1 protein-coding gene is annotated in these 752 nt (G+C 65.8%); it reads right to left on the bottom strand.

The window, feature by feature from the left end; all coding sequences use genetic code 11:
• Nucleotides 1–752: AMP-binding protein (locus tag CAG00_RS27360; protein ID WP_139832858.1), on the bottom strand; the 752-nt coding region annotated here is incomplete at both ends.

The following is a 752-nucleotide window of genomic DNA, read 5'->3' as shown; positions in this document are numbered from 1 at the left end:
GCACTGCCGCGCACCGCCGGTTGCAGGCTGCCTTCGAGGATGTGGGTCTTGAGGTTGTCGATCGGCTGGCCGATCGGCACGCTGATGCTTTCGTCCGGCTGGCAGGTCCAGTGGGTCACGTCGATCGCCGCTTCGGTCGGGCCGTACAGGTTGTACAGGCCCGCCGCCGGCAGGCGTTGCAGGGTCTGGCGGGCCAGTTCGGCCGGCAACGCTTCACCGCTGCACACCACGCGCTTGAGGCTGATGCAGCTTTCGACCGCTTCGTGGGTCATGAACGCCTGCAGCATCGACGGCACGAAGTGCAGCGTGCTGATGCCGTAATGGTTGATGGCTTCGACCAGCAGTTGCGGATCGCGGTGCGCGCCGGGCTGGGCCATGACCAGGCGCGCGCCAGTCATCAGCGGCCAGAAGAATTCCCACACCGACACATCGAAGCTGAACGGGGTTTTCTGCAACACGCTATCGCTGGCGTCCAGGCGGTAGGCCTTCTGCATCCAGCACAGGCGGTTGACCAGCGCCTGATGGCTGTTGCCAGCGCCCTTCGGGCGACCGGTGGAGCCGGAGGTGTAGATCACGTAGGCGAGGTTCAGCGGGGCCACGTCGATGTTCGGGTTGGCATCGCTGTAGCCGCCGAAGTTCTCGGTGTCCAGGTCCAGGCTGCGCAGGCCGGCCGGGATCGGCAGGGCTTCGTGCAGGTGCGACTGGGTCAGCAGCAAGGCGATGCCGCTGTCCTCGAACATGTAGCTCAGGCG

It is taken from the genome of Pseudomonas sp. B5(2017) (assembly GCF_002112825.1).
Taxonomy (GTDB): domain Bacteria; phylum Pseudomonadota; class Gammaproteobacteria; order Pseudomonadales; family Pseudomonadaceae; genus Aquipseudomonas; species Aquipseudomonas putida_Z.
This window is presented reverse-complemented; position numbering and strand designations above follow the sequence as displayed.